We start from the raw sequence: 17,987 nt of genomic DNA on the forward strand, positions 1-17,987 counted from the left end.
AAGGCGCCCTTTTTCGTATTACGGAGAAAACCGAGTCAATTGCGCGACTGCAGTTTCGACAGCAGGCGCAGGAACTCGATGTACAGCCACACCAGCGTGACCATGAGGCCGAATGCGCCGTACCACTCCATGTACTTCGGCGCACCCTGCTCGACGCCCGATTCGATGAAGTCGAAATCCAGCACCAGGTTCAGGGCCGCGATCACAACGACGAACAGGCTGAAGCCGATGCCGACGATGCCCGACTCGTGAATCATCGGGATGTTGATGTTGAAGAAGCCCAGGACCATCGTTGCGAGATAGACCAGGGCGATGCCGCCGGTCGCAGCGACCACGCCAAGCTTGAAATTCTCCGTCGCCTTGATCAGGCCGGAACGGTAAGCGAACAGCAGCGCGAACAGGGTGCCGAACGTCAGCAGCACCGCCTGGAGCACGATGCCCTCGTAGCGGTGGTTGTACATGGCCGAGATCGAGCCGAGGAAGAAGCCCTCGACGATCGCGTACAGGGGAGCGGTGACCGGGGCCCATTCCTTCTTGAAGATGGTCGCCAGCGCGAACACCAGGCCGCCGATGGCGCCACCCAGCATGTACGGCATGGCACCGATCGGGCCTTCCGGCGTGAATTCGATCTGGTTCCAGGCGAATGCCGCGGTAAGGATTGCGAGCAGCAGGAGCAGGCCCGTCTTGTTGACCGTGCCGTTCAGCGTCATGGCGGAACCGGCGCCCCGTACTACGGAGCCGGTGCCAAGGTCGAGAAAGGTGGATTCCTTGAGGGCCGGATTGCCGCTGCGCGCGATCATGGGGTTTGTTCCGTGTTCCGTTTGGCGAAGAGGCGAGCATACACAACGCCTCGATATCGCCTCTCGTGATTGACACTTCGGGAATGTGCGACCAAAATGTGCGGCCTTTCGCAGCGTTGGTGCGCAACGAAAGTACCGGCTTCGGGGTATAGCTCAGCCTGGTAGAGCGCCAGCTTTGGGAGCTGGATGTCGTGGGTTCGAATCCCTCTGCCCCGACCATCCGATCCTTTGTTTGGTTCGGCAGGAAGAAAGGTTGAAATCGCGGGTCGGCTAAGATGCGAATCTGGCGCCTGTAGCTCAACCGGATAGAGCACCGGCCTTCTAAGCCGGTGGTTGTGGGTTCGAGTCCCGCCGGGCGCGCCAAATTGCAGTGAAAAAATGTTTTACGGTGGCTGTAGCTCAGTTGGTTAGAGTACTGGATTGTGATTCCAGATGTCGGGGGTTCGAGTCCCCTCAGCCACCCCAGTTTTTGCGAAATTGGTTTGCCAAACAGAAACAGTTTGCTTACAATTCCGCTCCTTGTTGTTCGGGGCCGTTAGCTCAGTTGGTAGAGCAGTTGACTCTTAATCAATAGGTCCAAGGTTCGAATCCTTGACGGCCCACCAAACCCCGAAACGCCCGGCCTAGCCGGGCGTTTTCTTTTTTGTCCACTGCGCCATGCTGGTCGCGGCGGCATCCGCCCATAAGCGGAAGTATTTGCGGGAACACGCGATCCCCCGGCTAGAATTGTGTTCGATGCGAAAGTGGCGGAATTGGTAGACGCCCTGGATTTAGGTTCCAGTGCCGCAAGGCGTGCGGGTTCGAGTCCCGCCTTTCGCACCAGGCCGCGGTAAAAACCGGCGGCGTGGAGAGCCAGAGCGAGCCCTCGCGAGCGATAGCGGTAAATCGCCGGCGCTTAGTTTTCCAGTCGCGCTGCGGCGCGTTTGGCGCCAGCACAGCCTTAATTTCCCGCGGCGCGGTGATCGAGCCGTCGCGAGTGGCGGCGATGAATTGCCGGCGGGTTGCTTTCGTCGCGCGCTGCGGCTCGTTTTGCATCCTTACAGCCCTGATTTCCCGCGGCGCGGTTCCAGCGCCAAGGCGTGGGGAGCGCCCCGCCTTTCACGGGGCGCAGTGGGCCAATCTCCCCCCAGGTTCGATCCGTGCTGGCCGGCGCGCCGCCTTGCCCAGGACCGGCGCCGTCCTTTCGCTGGGCGGTCCCAGTTCTCACGGTCCAAGGGCAGCGCCCAGCTGGCACCGCGCCCCGTAATCGGCCAAACTAGCAAGTTCCGCTGGCGGCCCATTTCAGGTGCCTTGCCGGTGCCCAAACCCTCCAACCAGTCTTCAAACACGGCCCGCGGACACGACCGCGCGGCAGCAGGAGTCGTCAGCAATGCAAGCTTCGGTCGAAACCCTGGGCAACCTCGAACGCCGCGTCACCTTCAGCCTCCCGGCCGATCGCCTGGAGAGCGTGGTGGACGGCCGCCTGCGCGAAATCGCGCGCGGCGCCAAGATCAAGGGCTTCCGCCCGGGCAAGGTGCCGCAGAAGGTGATCGAACAGCGCTTCGGCCAGCAGGTCCGCGCCGAGGCCCTCGACGCGCTGCTGCGTGAAGGCTTCGGCAATGCCGTGCGCGAGCATTCGCTGCAGATCGCCGGCAACCCGCGCATCGAGCCAAAGGACGGCGATGAGCTGGCCTACGTGGCTACGTTCGAAGTCGTGCCGGACTTCGGCGACATCGACGTCGCGAAGCTGAACGTCATCCGCAACACCGCCGAAGTCGCCGATGCCGACATCGACGCGATGATCGAGAACCTGCGCCTGCAGCGTCGCACCTGGAATCCGGTCGATCGCGCGGCGAAGGACGGCGATGCCGTCGAGATCGAAACCTGGTCGCAGGCCGGCGAAGAACGCATTCCGGCTGAAGGCGTTGAGCGCGGTGCCAGCATCCTCGGCTCGGGCAACATGTTCGCGGCGATCGAGTCCGCCCTGGAAGGCATGAAGGCCGGTGAGGAAAAGACCGTCGACGTCGAATTCCCCGCTGATTGGCGCGTGCCGCAGTTCGCTGGTCGCACGGTGCAGGTGCACCTGACTGCCACCAAGGTGTCGGAGCCGGTGCTGCCGGAAGTCGATGCCGACTTCATCAAGAGCTTCGGCATCAAGAGCGGCGATCTGGACCAGTTCCGCGCCGATATCCGCAGCAACCTGGAGCGTGAGCTCAAGGGCGCGCTGATGAACCGTTTGCGCCGTGAAGTGGGCGAACAGCTAATTGCCGCTTACACCCACGTCGAAATGCCGCCGCGCCTGGTCGAGGCTGAAGCCCGCAACATGGCCTTCCAGGCCGTCGAGCAGGCCCGTCGTCAGGGTCAGTACATTCCGGAAGTGCCGGCGGATGCCTATCAGGGCTTCATGGACTCGGCACGCAAGCGCGTGCTGGTTGGCCTGTTCGTGGGCGAAATCGCCCGCAACAACGAGCTGCGCCTCGATCCGCGTCGCGTGACCGAGACCCTGAAGCTGATCGCCTCGACCTACGAGGAGCCGCAGCAGGTCATCGAGCTGTACCGCAACGACCAGCAGCTGATGGCCGGTCTGCAGTCGCGCGTGATGGAAGAACAGGTGATCGACTGGATCGCCGAACGCGCCCAGCACACCGAACAGCCGCTGTCGTTCAGCGAGGCGATTCGCCAGTAATCCGTCCAGGCGCGCCGCGAATAACGCGGTGTTGCCGGACCTGCGGGCGCGGCTCCGGCCGCGCCCGTTTCGTTTTCGGCCTCACGGCGATTGCATCTCTCCCGCTGGATCGAAAACGATCGTCATCCGCCACTTGCGTCGGGGCCGCATAGGCCCCAATTTGCTGACATCAGATACCTACAGGTGCCTTCCACATGGACAACCAGACCCGAGCCCTGAACCTCGTCCCGATGGTGGTCGAACAGACCAGTCGCGGCGAGCGCGCGTACGACATCTATTCGCGCCTGCTGAAGGAGCGGGTGATCTTCCTGGTCGGCCCGATCGATGATCATGTGGCCAACGTGATCGTCGCGCAGATGCTGTTCCTCGAAGCCGAGAACCCGGAAAAGGACATCAGTCTGTACATCAACTCCCCGGGCGGCATCGTCACGGCGGGCATGGCGATCTACGACACCATGCAGTACATCAAACCGGACGTGAGCACGATCTGCGTCGGCCAGGCCGCCTCGATGGGCGCCCTGCTGCTGGCCGCGGGTGCCAAGGGCAAGCGTTATGCGCTGCCGAATTCGCGCGTGATGATCCACCAGCCGCTGGGTGGGTTCCAGGGCCAGGCCACGGATATCGACATCCATGCACGTGAAATCCTGACCCTGCGCCAGCGCCTGAATGAAGTGCTGTCCAAGCACACGGGCCAGGCACTGGAAACCATCGCCCGCGACACCGAGCGCGACAACTTCAAGAGTGCCGAGGCCGCCCGCGAATACGGTCTGGTCGATCAGGTGCTGGAGCGTCGCCAGGACGAGTCGGTCCAGGCCGGTTGAAGTGGGCGAGCAGGGCAGGCGAGCCCCCAGGCTGACGGCCGGTCATTCGAAATTATTGATTTCGCACACAAATCAGCATGAAATCCGGGCTGCAGGCGGCCCGGAACGCTGTGGTATTCTCGGGCCGCCGGTCGACCGGCAGCCAGTAACGTGCAAGGCAGGGGCATGAGCGACGAACGACAAGGCCGTGGAGACAGCAACAAGATCCTTTATTGCTCGTTCTGCGGCAAAAGCCAGCACGAAGTACGCAAGCTGATCGCAGGCCCCAGCGTCTTCATCTGCGACGAATGCGTAGAGCTGTGCAACGACATCATCCGCGAAGAGCTTGAGGAAAAGGCGCAGTCGGCCCGCAGTCATCTGCCGAAGCCGCGCGAGATCCTCGAAGTCCTCGACCAGTACGTGATCGGCCAATCGCGCGCGAAGAAGACGCTCGCGGTCGCCGTCTACAACCACTACAAGCGCATCGAGAGCCGGCAGAAGAACGACGACGTCGAGTTGGCGAAGTCGAACATTCTGTTGGTCGGTCCGACCGGCTCGGGCAAGACGCTGCTGGCCGAAACGCTGGCGCGCCTGCTCAATGTGCCGTTCACCATGGCCGATGCCACCACGCTGACCGAAGCCGGCTACGTCGGCGAGGACGTGGAAAACATCATCCAGAAGCTGCTGCAGAAGTGTGACTACGACGTCGAGAAGGCGCAGCAAGGCATCGTCTACATCGACGAGATCGACAAGATCTCGCGCAAGTCCGACAACCCGTCGATCACCCGCGACGTGTCGGGCGAAGGCGTGCAGCAGGCGCTGCTGAAGCTGATCGAAGGCACCATTGCCAGCGTCCCCCCTCAGGGCGGCCGCAAGCATCCGCAGCAGGAATTCCTGCAGGTCGATACCCGCAACATTCTGTTCGTCGTCGGCGGCGCGTTCGCTGGCCTGGACAAGATCATCCAGCAGCGCAGCACTGAAGCCGGCGGGATTGGTTTCGGCGCCAAGGTGAAGAGCACCACGCGCAAGACCGATGCCAGCAAGCTGCTGGCGGACGTCGAGCCGGAAGATCTGATCAAGTTCGGCCTGATTCCGGAATTCGTGGGCCGTCTGCCGGTGGTCGCGACCCTGGAAGAGTTGGACGAAGCTGCTCTCGTCACGATCCTTACCGAGCCGAAGAACGCCATCACCAAGCAGTTCAAGAAGCTGTTCGACATGGAGGGTGTGGAACTGGAGTTCCGCCCCGACGCGCTGACGGCCATCGCCAAGAAGGCGCTCAAGCGCAAGACCGGCGCCCGCGGCCTGCGCACCATCGTGGAGAGCGTCCTGCTAGACACCATGTACGACCTGCCGTCGCTGGAGAACGTCAGCAAGGTGGTCGTCGACGAGTCGGTGGTCGAGCACAAATCAGACCCGTATCTGATCTACCAGACCCCCCCGGCGCCACCGAAGGTAGCCTCAGCAGAGTGAATGAAAGGGCGGCTCAGGCCGCCCTTTCCTGTTGTGGCCCTCGCCTTCGCGTACGTGGCCTTCGACAGCACGCCGACTGGCTAGGGCGGGCATTACCGAACTCACAAAGTAGCTACCGTACGGAGCCCGGCACCTTCCGGGGCACCGCTGTCCCGAGGGCTCGCATTGCCAGGCCCTTTTCTTCGATCCGACGGATGGCGGGCGGTTTCGGTGGCCGCAAGCCGATGATTTCTCGCGTTTTTCTTATGTAAAACACAATCGGTGAACAGGATCGCTTGCATCCTTCCGGCCCGAGCCCCATAACCGTGCGAAATGCACGGTCCATTTGTCGTGCCAGTCCGCCCGATTCACAGGAGCTCCCATGACCGTCTCTTCCGACCGCGAAACGATGAACCTGCCCGTGCTGCCGTTACGGGATGTCGTCGTCTTTCCGCACATGGTGATTCCGCTCTTCGTCGGCCGCGACAAGTCCATTCGCGCGCTCGATCTGGCGATGGAATCCGACAAGCGCATTCTGTTGGTCGCCCAGCGCTCCGCCGAAACCGACGATCCGACCGGCAAGGATCTCTACGAGACCGGCACGCTGGCACATGTACTCCAGTTGCTGAAGTTGCCCGACGGCACCATCAAGGTACTGGTCGAAGGCATGTCGCGAGTCGTCGTTGATCAGGTCGGTGAGGCCAACAACGCGCTAGCGGGTCGGGCGCAGGTGGTCGATCCGGACATCGATCGCGATGAGCGCGAGCTCGATGCCATCACGCGTTCGCTGATGGGGTTGTTCGAGCAGTACGTGAAGACCAATCGCAAGCTGCCGCCCGAGCTGATGCAAACGCTCTCCGGCATCGACGAGCCTGGCCGCCTTGCCGACACGATCGCCGCGCACTTGGGCGTTCGCCTGAGCGACAAGCAGAAACTGTTGGAGACGCATGCCATCGGTGCGCGCCTCGAGCAACTGGTGGGCCTGGTGGATGGCGAGATCGATGTGCAGCAGCTGGAAAAGCGCATCCGCGGCCGCGTGAAGTCGCAGATGGAGAAGAGTCAGCGCGAGTACTACCTCAACGAGCAGATGAAGGCGATCCAGAAGGAGCTCGGCGAGATCGATGAAGCGCCCAACGACATCGACGAGCTGACCCGCAAGATCGCCGAAGCCGGCATGCCCAAGCCGGTGGAAACCAAGGCGCGCAACGAGCTCAACAAGCTCAAGCAGATGTCGCCGATGTCGGCCGAAGCCGCGGTCGTGCGCAATTACCTGGAGTGGCTGCTCGGCGTGCCGTGGAAGAAGCGCACCAAGATCCGCAAGGATCTCAAGGTTGCGCAGGATGTGCTCGACGCCGATCACTTCGGTCTGGAGAAGGTCAAGGAACGCATCCTCGAATATCTTGCCGTGCAGTCGCGAGTGACCAAGATGAAGGGCGCGATCCTGTGCCTCGTCGGTCCGCCGGGCGTGGGCAAGACATCGCTGGGCCAGTCGATCGCCAAGTCGACCAACCGCAAGTTCGTGCGCATGTCACTGGGCGGCGTGCGTGACGAAGCCGAGATCCGTGGCCATCGCCGTACCTACGTCGGTTCAATGCCGGGCCGCATCGTGCAGAACCTCAACAAGGTCGGCAGTAAGAATCCGCTGTTCGTGCTCGACGAGATCGACAAGATGTCGATGGATTTCCGTGGCGATCCGTCCTCGGCATTGCTCGAGGTACTCGACCCCGAGCAGAACACAGCCTTCAACGACCATTACCTGGAAGTCGATCTGGACTTGTCCGAAGTGATGTTCGTGGCAACGTCGAACTCGCTGAACATTCCCGGTCCGTTGCTCGATCGCATGGAAGTGATCCGGATTCCGGGCTATACCGAGGAAGAGAAGCTCAACATCGCCATGCGCTATCTGCTGCCCAAGCAGATCAAGGCGAATGGCCTCAAGCCCGAAGAGATCAAGATCGCCGAGGACGCTGTCCAGGACATCGTGCGTTACTACACGCGTGAATCAGGCGTGCGCAACCTGGAGCGCGAGGTTTCCAAGGTCTGCCGCAAGGTCGTGAAGGAAATCGCGCTGGCCGGTCCAGCGAAAGCGAAGAAGGGTGGCAAGCCGAAAGCAATCAGCATCACCTCGAAGAACCTCGACAAGTACCTGGGCGTGCGCCGTTTCGATTTCGGTCGCATCGAGGAACAGAACGAAGTCGGCCTGGTCACCGGCCTGGCATGGACCGAAGTCGGCGGCGATCTGCTGCAGGTCGAAGCTACGCTCGTGCCTGGCAAGGGTCAGTTGCTCCTCACCGGACAGCTGGGCGACGTGATGAAGGAATCCGCTTCGGCGGCGCTGTCGGTCGTGCGTGCGCGCACGGACCGGTTGGGCATCGATCTCGATTTCCTGCAAAAGCACGACATCCATGTGCATGTGCCTGAAGGCGCCACGCCGAAGGACGGCCCGAGCGCTGGTATCGCGATGGCCACGGCATTGGTGTCGATGTTGACCAAGAATCCGGTCAAGGCCGACGTGGCGATGACGGGCGAAATTACTTTGCGCGGCAAGGTGCTCGGGATCGGCGGCCTGAAGGAGAAGCTGCTGGCGGCGCTACGTGGCGGTATCCGCACGGTAGTGATTCCGGATGAAAACAAGAAGGATCTCGCCGACCTGCCCAAGGCGGTCACGCAAGGGATGAAGATCATTCCGGCGAAGTGGATCGACGAAGTCCTCGATATCGCGCTGGAGCGGCCGGTCACGCCGACTCCGGCCATTCCGCCGGGCGAGTTGCCGGTCCCCGATGGTGTGCAGTCGGCGGCCCAGGTAGACGTCAAGCACTAACCTCGCTTGCGTTTTGCAGCAAACGCTGCAAGCCCTGAAAGCCGCGTCATTGCTGGCTTTCAGGGTTGCGGTATCGACAATAGCGCTGGTATAACGCTGCCAGCCGCGTTGCTGCTGCAGTCAGCGCAATCATGCGGTCCACTCGATCGGGGAGCAGCTTCGCAAGTCAGAGGCCTGCCCGGTTATCAGTACACTGCGGCAAATCTGCCGCACATGGAGTCCATACGAATGAACAAGGGCGAATTTGTTAGCGCCGTCGCCGACGCTGCCGAACTTTCCAAGGCCGACGCCGCCAAGGCCGTCGACGCCGCCATCAGCGTCATCACCAAGGCGCTGAAGAAGGGCGATGCCGTCACTCTCGTTGGCTTCGGTACCTTCCAGGTGCGTGAGCGCGCCGCACGCGAAGGTCGCAACCCGAAGACCGGCGAAACGATCAAGATCAAGAAGTCGAAGAATCCGTCGTTCAAGGCCGGCAAGGCACTGAAGGACGCGGTCAACTGATCCGAGCGGTTACGTCGATACAGAAGAAGCCCGGCAATTGCCGGGCTTTTTTGTTTTTGACTTCATTCAATTTCAGCAACGTGGCCAGCGCGCGCATGTGTGCCGTTTGTCACGGGAAGTGTCGTCCCGTCCTATCCGATGAGGTATGATGCGCGCCCCTGGGTGCTTAGCTCAGCGGTAGAGCGTCTCCTTTACACGGAGAGGGTCGGGGGTTCGAAACCCTCAGCACCCACCAGATCAAAAAAATTGCAGTTCGGGTGTTGCACGAAACGAATCCGACCTGTATTATTTTTGGCTCAGCGCGGAGTGGTAGTTCAGTCGGTTAGAATGCTGGCCTGTCACGCCGGAGGTCGCGGGTTCGAGTCCCGTCCACTCCGCCATTTATTCCCAGAACGCCCGCAGAAATGCGGGCGTTCTGCTTTGTGCGTTCCGGCGCGGCGTAGTCCTTCCAGGTGCCGCGCCGTGAGTCCGATTTCCGAGCAGGCGTGCTGGTGCTCGACGGCGGGTCGAAACCCGCCATACACTGCGCGGCTACGTTATTGCCCTTACCGGTTACCCAATGCTGCAAGCCATTCGCGAAAAGACCTCGGGCTGGATCGCCACGGTGATCCTTGGCTTCCTTGCGCTGCTGCTGGTTCCGTTCGGGATCAGTCAGTACGAAGTTCAGCGCAACGATGACTTCGCCGCGCGCATCGATGCGCCGCCATCGTGGTGGCCGTCGGCTCCCTCGTGGTGGCCGGCATCGGCGCTGTGGGATCACGAAGTGATCAGCCGCGACGACTTCCGTACCGCCTTTGAGAACACGCGCCAGCAGGCGCGCGCGCGGCAGGGCGAAGCTTTCGACGCGAAGCAGTTCGAGAGCGCGGAGAACAAGCTCCGCATCCTCGATCAGCTGGTGAACCAGCGTGTACAGAAGCTGGCGGCACGCAACGCAGGCGTCAGCGTCAGCGATGCGATGGTGCAGAAGCAGATCATGGACATCCCCGCGTTCCAGGTCGACGGGAAGTTCGACTACGAACGCTACCGCCTGGCGCTGTCGTCGCAGTTTCCGCCGCGGACCGAGAAGCAGTTCGAAGGCCTGGTGCGCCAGTCGCTGGAAGAGTCGCTGGTCGGCACCGCCATCGGCGGCAGCAGCTTCTACACCACGGCTGAAACTGACCGTCTGCTCAAGTTGATGTACGAGACGCGCGACGCGAGCCTGCTGATCCTGCCGCCTCCGGCCGCCGATACCGCGCCGGTCAGCGATGCGGAAATCAAGAAGTGGTACGACACGCACTCCGCTGCCTATCGCGCGCCGGAAACCGTCTCGCTCGAATATGTCGAAATCAACGCCGCTGACCTGACTGTTCCGACGCCGGACGAAGCTGCCCTGCGTGCGCGTTACGAGCAGGAAGGCAAGCAGTTCACTGCGCAGGAGCAGCGCCTGGCTTCGCACATCCTGATCCAGGTGGACGCGAAGGCCGATGCGGCCGCACAGAAGGCAGCGGAAGCCAAGGCGCGCCAGATCTATGCGCAGGCCACGGCGCCGGGCGCCGACTTCGCCGCGCTTGCGCGTGCCAACAGCGACGATCCGGGCTCGAAGGCCAGCGGCGGCGACCTTGGTTGGAATGCCAAGGGCGTGATGGCTCCTGAATTCGACAAGGTGATGTTTTCGCTTAAGGCCGGCGAGATCAGCGAACCGGTCAAGACCAGCTACGGTTGGCACATCATCCAGCTGCGTGAGATCAAGAGCGCGCAGCAGCAGGATTTCGCTGCGGTGCGCGATCAGTTGTTGCGCCAAGAGAGCGATGCCGCGCGCGAGCACGCCTACAACGACCTCAGCGGCAAGCTGTTCGACCAGGTGTTGAAGAACCCCACGTCGCTCGGCCCCGCGGCTCGCGAGTTGAACCTGCCGGTGCAGACGCTCGGTCCGGTGGCCCGCAATGCCAACGAAGGTGTCCTCGCATCCGCCGCAGTGAAGCGCCAGGCATTCGACGAAGCGCGGATCGCCGACGGCACGGTCAGCGAGCCCATCGAGATCGCTCCCAACCACAGCGTGCTGCTGCGCGTGACGGCACACACCCCGGAGCGCGCGCAGTCTCTTGCGGTGGTGCGTGATCAGGTCATCGCGGCTATCCATGCGGATCGCACCAGCAAGGCCGCCGCGAAGGACGCTGAGGCATTGCTTGCCCGCCTGCGCGCAGGTGAGACGTTGGCACAGGTCGCGGCTTCGAAGAGCCTGCCGCCGCCGAATGTGATGCCGGGCTTGCAGCGCGGCATGCCGGTGCCGGATCCGGCAGTGACCGAGGCGATCTTCGCGGCTGCCGTTCCCGCCGAGGGCAAGGTGACGCCTGGCAAGGCAGCGATGTCGGGTACCGCAGTCCTGTTCACCGTCGACAAGGTGAAGCCCGGCGATGTGGCCGCCATGCCCGCGATGCAGCGTGATCGCATGCGTCAGCAGCTGGGAGATGTCGCCGCCGACGAAGAGCTTCAGGGGATGGTGAAGTCGCTGCGCAAGAAGATGAACGTCAAGATCGTCGAACAGAATCTCTGATCCACGCACCGATCCAGATCGACGAAAAGGCCCGGCATTGCCGGGCCTTTTCTTTTTCGCAGCTTTGGCACACGCGCGCAATTGGTCTGCTGGATTCGCGCGGGAGTGGCTCTCGAATCGAGCGGTGTCCGGAACCTATCGTCACCCTCGGGAATTGTCCCGAAGGGAGAACAGCATGAAGACGAAGTCGTTCCGTCGTAACAAGGTCCTCGCCGCCATCACCGGGGCAGCGCTGCTCGCCGCATTCGCACCGTCGGCATTCGCGCAGGAAGCGGTTGGCTGCGCGCGCCAGTTCGAAGTCGCACAGCGGACCGATATGGAATCCTTCCGCGATTTCGATAAGGAAACCTGGCTGGCCGGCCATGACGATCGTGCAGTGACCGTGTTCGCCAGCGGTGGCCGGCGGATCGGCATTGACGCCATCGAACGCGCGATGGCCGGGCATTTCGCCAATCGCGAGGCGGTCTGGTCATGGACCGAGCTGTATCGAGTCGTGGATGGTTGCCATTCGGCGGTCATCCTGTACGACACGGTATATGCGATCCCGCGCATCGGCTTCCGTCAGCATGCGCTGACGAGCGTTACCTATACGCACGATGGCAACAAGTGGTTGTCGATCGCGGACCAGGGCACGCTGCTGCCCTGATGGGCGATTCGTGGGCCGGCTGTCGCCGGCCCACGATGCTCACCGATTAGGTAAGCCTGGATCCCGATGCGGCAGCATGGATGCGCCGCAGGTACGGACGATTATTCGGCGCTATCCAGGCCGGTCATGCCGAGGATGTTGTAGCCGGAATCGACATAGGTGACTTCGCCGGTCACGCCGGAGGCGAGGTCAGAGCACAGGAACGCGGCGACATTGCCGACCTGTTCGATCGTCACCGTGCGACGCAGCGGCGCGTTCTCTTCGACATGGCCGAGGATCTTGCGGAAGCCCGCAATGCCCGCGGCGGCCAGGGTCTTGATCGGACCGGCGGAGATCGCGTTGACGCGTGTGCCTTCCGGACCGAGGTTGTAGGCGAGGTAACGAACGGTCGCTTCCAGGCTGGCCTTGGCAACGCCCATCACGTTGTAGCCGGCCAGCGCACGTTCGGCGCCGAGATAGCTGAGCGTGAGGATCGAACCGTTGCGGCCCTGCATCTGCGGGCGCGCCGCCTTGGCGATCGCGGCGAGCGAATAGGCGGAGATGTCGTGCGCGATGGCGAAGTTCTCACGGGTCAGGCCGTCGAGGAACTGGCCGGCGATGGCTTCGCGCGGGGCATAGGCGATGGCGTGGACGAGGATGTCGAAGCCGTCGGTCCAATGCTTGCCGAGCTCATCGAAGCAGGCGGCGATCTGTTCGTCGCTGGCAACGTCGAGCGGAATCACGATGTTGCTGCCGAATTCTTCGGCGGCCTTCTCGACGCGCGACTTGAGCTTTTCGGTCTGATAGGTAAAGGCCAGCTGCGCGCCTTCGCGATGCATGGCTTCGGCGATGCCGCTGGCGATGGAACGCTCGCTGGCGATGCCGGTGATGAGTGCGCGCTTGCCTTGCAGGAAACCCATGAACTCGTCCTCGTGGTTGGCCGCGTGGGGGCGGCTGAGCAAAGGCTCTAGTGTAGCGGAGGGGGGCGGGAAGCCGGCGAGCTTGGATCGCGGCATTCGTTCCAGCAGCCGCGATGCGTCGAGCGCAGGCGCGGCGGCGTCCTTTCTCGCTCAGGGCGTGGGGGCTGCCGCCGGCAGAGTCTCGCTCGCAGCGAGCTCGGCATCGATCAGGAGCACCCTGCCAGGCCGCAGCACCTCGTTGGGCTTCAAGCCGTTGCGTTCCAGCAGGTCGGCGACACGGATGTCGTAGCGGGCCGCGATCTTCCACGGGCTGTCGCCGCGCGAGACCGTGTGGCGGCGGCCGGCAGTCGACGCCGGGTACGAGGCGCTCATCGCACTGTCGGGGTTCGCGCTCATCGTTGCCATGGAGCTGGAAGTCGCGGCCGTGCCGCCCATCGCATCGGGCGCTGCGTCGTCGGGCGTCTGCACGGCGGCAACCGCCAGCACGCGCGCCGGCCTGTCGCCGGTGCGGGTGATGTGGCCGCCTGCAAAGGCCGGATTGAGTCGCTGTAGTTGCGTGGCGTCCTGGCCGTTCCGGCGGGCCCAGGCGGCGATATCGGTGGCGTTTGCCGGCAGTGCCACCGCCTGCAACAGCGGCACCGGGCGGTCCAACGCATGTAGCCACTCTTCGCGGTCGTCGGCTTGTTCCAGCAGGCACGAGAGGGCATGAAGCTTGCGCACATATGCCTGGGTGATCGGCGAGAGGCCGGGCAAGGCCTCGGGGTTGGCGTTGCGTGCAGTCTGGCCGCCGCGTTTGAGTGCTCCGAGCACGCGATATTCACCGGCGTTGTAGGCCATCACCGCCAATCGCCAGTCGCCCGCGAACATTCCATACAGCGTCTTCAGGTAACGCACCGCGGCCGTCGTGGAATCCACCGGCGACAGGCGGCCGTCGTAACCCGCACGCATCGGCACCTTATGGTTGCGTGCGGTCACCGCGATCATCTGCCACAGTCCGGCCGGGCCCTGGGCACTGCGCGCCCCGGGCTTGTAGCCGCTTTCGACGAACGGGATCAGCGCGAACTCGGTCGGCAGATTGGCTTCACGCAGGGCATCCACCACATAGCCGAAAAGCGGCAGCACATCGTCATTGCTGCCCGCCAGTTGCTTCGGCGCATGGGCGAAGTGGGCCCGCCAGCGCGCGCTGGACTCGGCCTTGCACTCCGGATCGGCCAGGCCGTCACGGAAGCGCTCGTAGATCTCGCGGCCGTTGCGGGTGCCCGGCGGCGAAGCGTCGGCCTTGCCTTCTTCGGCGTTCGCGCACGCCGGAACCGCCAGCAGCAGGGCCAGCGCGAGTGCCACGAGGCGCGCGCTCATGACGCGAATCCGTCCTTCCAGCGCCGCAGTTCGGCGAAGGCTTCGACACTATCGGCCGGCTCGTAGCCGAGCCGCGCACGTAACGTCTGGCGGACCTCGGGCGCGTCCGCCCGCAGGAAGGGATTGGCGGCCAGCTCATCGGCCAGCGTGCTGGGAAGGGTGGGCTGTCCACGATCGCGCATGGTCCGTGCCTCCTCGGAGCGACGCCGTAGCGCCAGGTTGCCGGGTTCTACCACGCTGGCAAAACGGCTGTTGTTAACCGTGTACTCGTGTCCGCAGCAGATCCGGGTTTCGTGCGGAAGCGATGTCAGTTTTGTGAGCGAAGCCCACATCTGCGCAGGGGTGCCCTCGAACAGCCGGCCGCAGCCCAGGCTGAACAAGGTGTCGCCGCAGAACACTACGCCATGCCCGTGAAAGGCAATGTGGGTGAGGGTATGGCCTGGGATTTCCAGCACGTCGAAGCGCCAGGGACCAGCTTCCACCACGTCGCCTTGGCCGACCCCGTGGCTGCTAAACGGGATGCGTTCATCTTTTGGCGCTATTACCGGCAGATCGGGCCATGTTTCCAGTAGTTTCGCCGTCCCGCCGATATGGTCGGCGTGATGATGGGTCAGTAGGACCGCCGCAGGTTCGCGGCCGTCGCGGAGAAACTCGAGGACCGGACCGGCTTCGCCCGGGTCGACGATCAGCACACGGCCGGTGTCGTCGGTCATCGTCCAGATGTAGTTGTCGGCGAAAGCGGGCAGGGGATGCAGGCGCATGCGGTGAACTCCGGGCGGCGATCCCGCACAATCCCGACCATGCCCCCGGTTATCGCCAACCGTCAATCCGAAGGTTCCCTGGCCTGGTTCGGCAGCGAAGCGGGGCAGGGGCTGCTGGCGGTGGAAGCCGCCGCAATGGCGCGCGTGCTTGCCTCGATCCCGGCCCTGCCGTGGTGCTGGATGGGCGTTGCCGGCTCGGCGCCCCCCGAATCCCAAGGCGGGCGTGGTGTGTTGCTGAGGCGCAACGGAAGCCGCTTCGACGAGCCCTGTTTCGATGGCGCCGTGCGCTGCAGCCTGCCGCTCCCGTTCGCGAATGAAACCTTCGGAGCCGTGCTGCTTCAACACACCCTGGACGACGGCTGCGACGTCGAAGGGTTGCTGGGGGAGTGCGAACGCGTCCTCGCACCAGGCGGCACGCTCTGGTTGGCCGCACTCAACGCATGGAGCCCGTATCGCGCGCGTTGGGCACGCACTGGACTGCATGCCCGCGTGACCGGCGCCTGGCAGGCATCGTTGCGGCGTGCGGGCTTTGCGCTGGATTCGGTCAGCCTGCAATGGCTTGGGCCCCGCTGGCGCATGGATCGCGGCGATGTCGGCGTCGGCATGAACGACTGGTTGCGCGCGGGAATCGCGCTCAGTGTCAACAAGCGTGTGCATGCGCTTGCGCCGCCGACGGCGCGAGCCAGCTTCCGCCTGCAGGGCGCAGCCCATTCGCGCGTGTCGTGGCGTTTCGAAGCGCTGCGATCCGAGCAACTGCGACGGCAGGCAGCCATAATTCGCAAATGACTCAAGAAAATCGAAAGACGGTCGAGGTCCACACCGATGGCGCCTGCCTCGGTAATCCTGGACCCGGCGGCTGGGCCGCGCTATTGCGTTACGGCCGCCACGAACGCGAACTGGTCGGTGGCGAAGCCAATACGACCAACAACCGCATGGAGCTAATGGCGGCGATTTCCGGGCTGGAGGCGTTGTCGGAAGCATGCGAAGTCACTCTGGTGACTGACTCGCAATACGTGCGCCAGGGCATCACCGAATGGATGCCGGGCTGGGTGCGTCGCGGTTGGAAAACCGCCGGCGGGGATCCGGTCAAGAACCGTGACCTGTGGGAACGGTTGCACGCGGCCGCCGCCCGTCATCGCATCGAGTGGAAGTGGGTGAAGGGGCATTCCGGCGATCCGGACAACGAGCGTGTCGACACGCTGGCGCGCAATCAGGCCGTGCGGTTCAAGCATTACGCCCCCGTCTAGTAACGACGATCGTCAGTTTCCATCCCCTTCACCAGTACCGGATTCCTAATGCGCCAGATCATCCTCGACACCGAAACCACCGGCCTGAGCTGGGCCAGCGGCAACCGCGTGGTGGAAATCGGCTGTGTCGAGATGATGGAGCGCCGCCCGACTGGCCGCACGTTCCACTGTTATCTCAATCCGGAGCGTGAGTTCGAAGCGGGCGCGCAGGAAGTCACGGGCCTGACCCTGGAATTCCTGGCCGACAAGCCGCTGTTCGCGGCGATCGCCGACGAGTTCCTCGCCTTCATCGAAGGCGCGGAGCTGGTGATCCACAACGCGGCGTTCGACGTCGGCTTCCTCGACAACGAGCTGCGTCTGGCTGGCCCGCAGTACGGCGCGCTTGCCGATCGCTGCACCGTCGAGGACACGCTGCTGCTTGCCCGTCAGCGTTTCCCGGGGCAGCGCAACTCGCTGGACGCGCTGTGCAAACGCTTCGACGTTGACAACACGCATCGCCAGTTGCACGGCGCGTTGCTCGACGCCCAACTGCTGGCCGAGGTCTACATCGGGCTGACCTCGGGGCAGAGCGAGATCGGTTTCGAGGCCAGTGCCGAAGCCACGGGCGAAGCGGCAGTCGCATTCGACGTCGACGTTCATGCACCGCGCCCGCGCGTAGTGGTCGCGGAAGAAGACCTCATGGCGCACGAAAGCCGACTCGCGCAGTTGCGCAAGAAAGCGGGCAAGGCGGTGTGGGATCTGTGGGCCGAAGCCGATGCAGCTGTGCAGGCGGAAGCGTTGCCCGCCTGATTTTGAAGCGTCAGTGGCTGCGCACCAGCACCACGGTCACATTGTCCGAACCGCCGCCATCCAACGCTGCCGCGACCAGTTCGTCCACGCACTCCTGCGCGCTGCCATCGTTGTGCGAGAGCACACCGGCGATGCCGCGATCGTCGACTTCCTCGGTCAGGCCGTCGCTACACAGCAGCAGTTGCATGCCCGGACGGAGCTCGCCGGTCATGGTTTCGACATTGAGATTGCGCGGATCGGTCACGCCCAGCGCCTGGGTCACGACATTGCGATGCGGATGGCTACGCGCCTGTTCATGGGTGATCGCGCCCGTGGCGATCAGTTCCTGCACATAGCTATGGTCCTGCGATAGTTGGACCAGATTGTTGTCGCGCCACAGATAGACGCGGCTGTCGCCGACCCAGGCTACTTCGAAGCGATTGCCGTTCACGCGCGCGGCGACGACCGTCGTGCCCATCGGCAGCGCGTCGTGGCGACGGCGCGAGATCCGGATGATTTCCTCGTCGGCAATGCGGATCGCCGTGGCAAGCGGCGTGCCATCGCGGACTTCGCGGACGATGGTTTCGCGGGCGAGCGCGCTGGCGACTTCGCCATATTCATGACCGCCCATACCGTCGGCGATCAGCCAGAGCCCCAGCTCGCTGTCTCCGTAGTACGTGTCCTCGTTGAGTTCCCGACGCAGGCCGACATGCGTCAGGTGTCCGAATTCGATCATTGGAG

Annotated in this window: 15 protein-coding genes and 7 tRNA genes; 17 read left to right on the forward strand and 5 right to left on the reverse strand. The window is 63.5% G+C overall.

Translation table 11 applies throughout. The features are described from left to right. Positions 1-35: 35 nt before the first annotated feature. On the reverse strand, positions 36-800 hold the full coding sequence (locus ACYVGK_RS10780; RefSeq protein ID WP_460733550.1) for a Bax inhibitor-1/YccA family protein: 765 nt from the start codon (positions 798-800) through the stop codon (positions 36-38). 142 nt (positions 801-942) lie between these two features. On the opposite strand from ACYVGK_RS10780, the gene ACYVGK_RS10785 reads away from it, so the two are divergent. The 14 genes from ACYVGK_RS10785 to ACYVGK_RS10850 all read left to right on the forward strand — a co-directional run bounded on the left by ACYVGK_RS10785 (position 943) and on the right by ACYVGK_RS10850 (position 12,215). Continuing rightward, positions 943-1,019 (forward strand) — tRNA-Pro (locus ACYVGK_RS10785). 67 nt (positions 1,020-1,086) lie between these two features. Then, positions 1,087-1,163 (forward strand) — tRNA-Arg (locus ACYVGK_RS10790). A 25-nt stretch (positions 1,164-1,188) separates the two neighbouring features. Next, positions 1,189-1,265 (forward strand) — tRNA-His (locus ACYVGK_RS10795). Between the two features lie 64 nt (positions 1,266-1,329). Further along, positions 1,330-1,405 (forward strand) — tRNA-Lys (locus ACYVGK_RS10800). A gap of 132 nt (positions 1,406-1,537) precedes the next feature. Next, positions 1,538-1,622: transfer RNA gene (locus ACYVGK_RS10805), tRNA-Leu, on the forward strand. A 547-nt stretch (positions 1,623-2,169) separates the two neighbouring features. After that, complete coding sequence (gene tig, locus ACYVGK_RS10810) at positions 2,170-3,465, forward strand: trigger factor (protein ID WP_460733552.1); 1,296 nt, start codon at positions 2,170-2,172, stop codon at positions 3,463-3,465. A gap of 194 nt (positions 3,466-3,659) precedes the next feature. Further along, a complete protein-coding gene (gene clpP, locus ACYVGK_RS10815; RefSeq protein WP_460733554.1) occupies positions 3,660-4,286 on the forward strand; it encodes an ATP-dependent Clp endopeptidase proteolytic subunit ClpP in 627 nt (208 codons plus the stop codon). Between the two features lie 165 nt (positions 4,287-4,451). Beyond that, complete coding sequence (gene clpX / locus ACYVGK_RS10820) at positions 4,452-5,735, forward strand: ATP-dependent Clp protease ATP-binding subunit ClpX (RefSeq protein ID WP_460733556.1); 1,284 nt, start codon at positions 4,452-4,454, stop codon at positions 5,733-5,735. Between the two features lie 361 nt (positions 5,736-6,096). Continuing rightward, positions 6,097-8,535, forward strand: coding sequence for an endopeptidase La (lon, locus tag ACYVGK_RS10825; protein ID WP_460733558.1), 2,439 nt, complete (start codon positions 6,097-6,099; stop codon positions 8,533-8,535). 228 nt (positions 8,536-8,763) lie between these two features. Next, positions 8,764-9,036, forward strand: a complete 273-nt coding sequence (locus tag ACYVGK_RS10830; protein WP_460713922.1) for an HU family DNA-binding protein — start codon at positions 8,764-8,766, stop codon at positions 9,034-9,036. A gap of 160 nt (positions 9,037-9,196) precedes the next feature. Continuing rightward, positions 9,197-9,271: transfer RNA gene (locus tag ACYVGK_RS10835), tRNA-Val, on the forward strand. Positions 9,272-9,339: 68 nt separating this feature from the next. Continuing rightward, positions 9,340-9,416, forward strand: a tRNA-Asp gene (locus ACYVGK_RS10840). A gap of 179 nt (positions 9,417-9,595) precedes the next feature. Further along, on the forward strand, positions 9,596-11,569 hold the full coding sequence (locus ACYVGK_RS10845) for a peptidylprolyl isomerase (RefSeq protein WP_460733560.1): 1,974 nt from the start codon (positions 9,596-9,598) through the stop codon (positions 11,567-11,569). A 175-nt stretch (positions 11,570-11,744) separates the two neighbouring features. Further along, positions 11,745-12,215, forward strand: coding sequence for a hypothetical protein (locus ACYVGK_RS10850; protein WP_460733562.1), 471 nt, complete (start codon positions 11,745-11,747; stop codon positions 12,213-12,215). A gap of 101 nt (positions 12,216-12,316) precedes the next feature. Here the strand turns inward: ACYVGK_RS10850 and ACYVGK_RS10855 are convergent, their stop codons facing one another. The 3 genes from ACYVGK_RS10855 to gloB all read right to left on the reverse strand — a co-directional run bounded on the left by ACYVGK_RS10855 (position 12,317) and on the right by gloB (position 15,231). After that, positions 12,317-13,114 carry an enoyl-ACP reductase FabI gene (locus ACYVGK_RS10855; protein ID WP_460733564.1) on the reverse strand — a complete coding sequence of 266 codons (798 nt, stop codon included), beginning with the start codon at positions 13,112-13,114 and terminating at the stop codon, positions 12,317-12,319. 150 nt (positions 13,115-13,264) lie between these two features. Then, positions 13,265-14,470, reverse strand: a complete 1,206-nt coding sequence (locus ACYVGK_RS10860; RefSeq protein ID WP_460733566.1) for a lytic transglycosylase domain-containing protein — start codon at positions 14,468-14,470, stop codon at positions 13,265-13,267. Continuing rightward, a complete protein-coding gene (gene gloB, locus ACYVGK_RS10865) occupies positions 14,467-15,231 on the reverse strand; it encodes a hydroxyacylglutathione hydrolase (protein WP_460733568.1) in 765 nt (254 codons plus the stop codon). The genes ACYVGK_RS10860 and gloB overlap by 4 nt, the downstream gene beginning before the upstream one ends. A gap of 39 nt (positions 15,232-15,270) precedes the next feature. On the opposite strand from gloB, the gene ACYVGK_RS10870 reads away from it, so the two are divergent. The 3 genes from ACYVGK_RS10870 to dnaQ are packed head-to-tail and all read left to right on the forward strand — an operon-like array spanning position 15,271 to position 17,267. Further along, positions 15,271-16,017 (forward strand): methyltransferase domain-containing protein, encoded by a 747-nt coding sequence (locus ACYVGK_RS10870; RefSeq protein WP_460733570.1) that lies wholly within the window; start codon positions 15,271-15,273, stop codon positions 16,015-16,017. After that, a complete protein-coding gene (gene rnhA, locus ACYVGK_RS10875) occupies positions 16,014-16,478 on the forward strand; it encodes a ribonuclease HI (protein ID WP_460733572.1) in 465 nt (154 codons plus the stop codon). Before ACYVGK_RS10870 ends, rnhA begins: the two co-directional genes overlap by 4 nt. 48 nt (positions 16,479-16,526) lie before the next feature. Continuing rightward, positions 16,527-17,267, forward strand: a complete 741-nt coding sequence (dnaQ, locus tag ACYVGK_RS10880; protein WP_460733574.1) for a DNA polymerase III subunit epsilon — start codon at positions 16,527-16,529, stop codon at positions 17,265-17,267. 10 nt (positions 17,268-17,277) lie between these two features. Here dnaQ and ACYVGK_RS10885 read toward each other — a convergent pair whose 3' ends face one another. Next, a complete protein-coding gene (locus ACYVGK_RS10885) occupies positions 17,278-17,982 on the reverse strand; it encodes a PP2C family protein-serine/threonine phosphatase (RefSeq protein WP_460733576.1) in 705 nt (234 codons plus the stop codon). Positions 17,983-17,987: the final 5 nt, after the last annotated feature.

It is taken from the genome of Lysobacter tyrosinilyticus (genome assembly GCF_054779815.1).

Coding starts and splice junctions, on each gene's coding strand:
- ACYVGK_RS10780 (WP_460733550.1), bottom strand. CDS start 800: ATGATCGCGCGCAGCGGCAATCCGGCCCTCAAGGAATCCACCTTTCTC.
- ACYVGK_RS10860 (WP_460733566.1), bottom strand. CDS start 14,470: ATGAGCGCGCGCCTCGTGGCACTCGCGCTGGCCCTGCTGCTGGCGGTT.
- ACYVGK_RS10845 (WP_460733560.1), top strand. CDS start 9,596: ATGCTGCAAGCCATTCGCGAAAAGACCTCGGGCTGGATCGCCACGGTG.
- ACYVGK_RS10850 (WP_460733562.1), top strand. CDS start 11,745: ATGAAGACGAAGTCGTTCCGTCGTAACAAGGTCCTCGCCGCCATCACC.
- tig (WP_460733552.1), top strand. CDS start 2,170: ATGCAAGCTTCGGTCGAAACCCTGGGCAACCTCGAACGCCGCGTCACC.
- ACYVGK_RS10870 (WP_460733570.1), top strand. CDS start 15,271: ATGCCCCCGGTTATCGCCAACCGTCAATCCGAAGGTTCCCTGGCCTGG.
- ACYVGK_RS10830 (WP_460713922.1), top strand. CDS start 8,764: ATGAACAAGGGCGAATTTGTTAGCGCCGTCGCCGACGCTGCCGAACTT.
- lon (WP_460733558.1), top strand. CDS start 6,097: ATGACCGTCTCTTCCGACCGCGAAACGATGAACCTGCCCGTGCTGCCG.
- clpP (WP_460733554.1), top strand. CDS start 3,660: ATGGACAACCAGACCCGAGCCCTGAACCTCGTCCCGATGGTGGTCGAA.
- gloB (WP_460733568.1), bottom strand. CDS start 15,231: ATGCGCCTGCATCCCCTGCCCGCTTTCGCCGACAACTACATCTGGACG.
- ACYVGK_RS10855 (WP_460733564.1), bottom strand. CDS start 13,114: ATGGGTTTCCTGCAAGGCAAGCGCGCACTCATCACCGGCATCGCCAGC.
- clpX (WP_460733556.1), top strand. CDS start 4,452: ATGAGCGACGAACGACAAGGCCGTGGAGACAGCAACAAGATCCTTTAT.
- ACYVGK_RS10885 (WP_460733576.1), bottom strand. CDS start 17,982: ATGATCGAATTCGGACACCTGACGCATGTCGGCCTGCGTCGGGAACTC.
- rnhA (WP_460733572.1), top strand. CDS start 16,014: ATGACTCAAGAAAATCGAAAGACGGTCGAGGTCCACACCGATGGCGCC.
- dnaQ (WP_460733574.1), top strand. CDS start 16,527: ATGCGCCAGATCATCCTCGACACCGAAACCACCGGCCTGAGCTGGGCC.